The sequence below is a fragment of the Streptomyces sp. NPDC003011 genome, from assembly GCF_053591515.1.
This window is the reverse complement of the sequence record NZ_JBSFTY010000188.1, coordinates 1-2,137: the sequence shown is the minus strand read 5'-3', so window position 1 is coordinate 2,137 and position 2,137 is coordinate 1. Positions and strand designations below refer to the sequence as shown.

The window sequence follows — 2,137 nt, the reverse complement described above, 5'->3', positions numbered from 1 at the left end:
CGCACGGACCGCCCCCCACAACCCCTCCCGCCCCAGGGCGGCGTACTCCGACACCGCGTCGGCATACGCCGCCCCACCGCCATGCCGGGCCGCCTTGCGGGCGCGGTCGCCCGACATCGTCGGCTGGAACGAGCGCAGCGCCCGCAGCCGTTCGGCCAGCGCGATCAGCCGTACGGCGGAGGTGTCGCCGGACGCGAGCCCCGCCATGCCCAGCGCGTGCAGCACCGTCCCGACCACAGGAAGCTCCATGGGCGAGCCGGACAGACCGGAGAGCAGGGCCCGCAGCCGGTCGACCGGCTCCGCGACCAGCTCGATACGGCCGGCGTGCGCGTGCGCCGTCACCGCCGCCGACTGGATCTCCAGCGCGTACCGGTCGAGGAAGGGATCGCCGCTGTACATCGGGCCGGCCTGAGCCACCCCCTCCGCGGCGCTGCGCCACAAGCCGAGCCCGACCTCCGTCAGTCCGCGGGCGAGCGCGATCTCCGCGCGGCCGCCGAGGTCGGTACTGTCGGAGCCGTCCTGTTGCAGGGCGTTGACGTGTTCCGCCTGCCGCAGCCAGTACTCGGCCTCGTCCGGGTCGCCGCGCTGCAGGCAGGCCAGGACGAGGCCCCAGCGGATGCCGATGAAGTCGTGTTCGTCGCCCAGCCGCGGCAGCGCTTCGAGCGCCTTCTTGAGGTGCTGGTACGCGGTCTCGCCCTGCTCCACCTGCAAGCACAGCTCGCTCAGCCGGGCGTGGCCCATGACCTGGAGGAACGGGTTGTCGACCGGCGCCAGTGCGGAGATGGTCCGGCGGGCCGAGGCGAGTGCGCGGTCGATGTCGTGCTCGTGCTCCCAGACGTACGTGGCGACGCACTCGGCGACACCGGCGAGCAACGGCTGCTCGCTGGCGCAGAGTTCGCGCAGCACGTCGTAGTCGGGGGGCAGCATCTCGGGGACCGCGCTCAGCACCGCCGCGACGGCGCGCAGCAGTGTGTCCGGCGGGGCCGGGGGCAGCCGCCGGAGGGTGACGAGCTGGCGTACGACATGCGGGCCGTAGCCCATGAACAGGGTGGCCGTGCACAACACCGCGGCGGCGCGGGCGACTTCGACGTACTCGGGTTCGGGGTGGTAGTGCGACAGCGGCGGGCCGGTGTCCGTGGCGAGGGCGGCGAGGCGCAGGTAGTTGGAGCCGGTGGACCACAGGGCGGCGAGGACAGCGGTGAGGGCGGCGATGGTGGGGCCGTCCGCACGGGCCAGGGCGTGCCGCAGGGCCAGCACCAGGTTGTCCTGCTCGGCCCTGATCCGCTCCCAGGCGGCACGCGGTTCGGAGCCGAAGAACCAGTCGTGGTGCGCGACCCCGAAGTCCCGCGCCCAGGCGAGGAACCGACCGATGGCCTCCTCGTCCTCGCCCGCCTCCGCACACCGCGCCGCGCTGAACTCCCGTACGGTCTCCAGCATCCGGAACCGCACGCCGGCCGGGGTGTCGGCGACGGTGAGCAGCGACTGATCGGCCAACTGCTCCAGCAAGAACAGCGCGTCCTCACCCAGGACCTGCTCCGCCGCTTCGCCGGAGAAGCCGCCGGGGAAGACGGACAGCATGCGCAGCGCCGCCCTGGCGTCCTCCTGGAGCAGGTTCCAGCTCCACTCCACGACCGCGTGCAGGGTGCGGTGGCGCTCCGGTGCGTCCCGCGCACCGCCGCGCAGCAGCGCGAACCGGTCGCCGAGACGGCGGGCGATCTCCGGCACGGACAGGACGCGCACCCGCGCCGCGGCCAGCTCCACGGCGAGCGGCAGCCCGTCGAGGTGACGGCACAGTGCGGCCAGCGCGTCAGGCGGCAGTTCCACGCCGGGGCGGGCGGCCCGGGCCCGCTGCGTGAACAGCTCGACCGAGGTGTCGAGACCGAGCTCCGGCAGCGCGTACACCGCTTCCGACGTGAGGCCGAGCGGGGCCCGGCTGGTGGCGAGCACCCGCAGGTCCTTCGAGGACGAGACCAGGGCCCGTACGAGGGCGGCGGCGCCCCCGATGACCTGCTCGCAGTTGTCCAGCACCAGCAGCACGGGGTGGGAGCCGAGCACGCCGATGATGCCGGGCACCGGGTCGGCCGCGGCGGGGCCGCTCACGGCGCCGGGCCGCACCTCGCCCGCGCCGAGCGCGGAG

The 2,137-nt window shown here is 74.3% G+C and carries 1 protein-coding gene; it reads right to left on the bottom strand.

The features are described 5' to 3' along the window. Positions 1-2,137: ATP-binding protein (locus ACWD0J_RS41195; RefSeq protein WP_451500994.1), on the bottom strand; the 2,137-nt coding region annotated here is incomplete at both ends.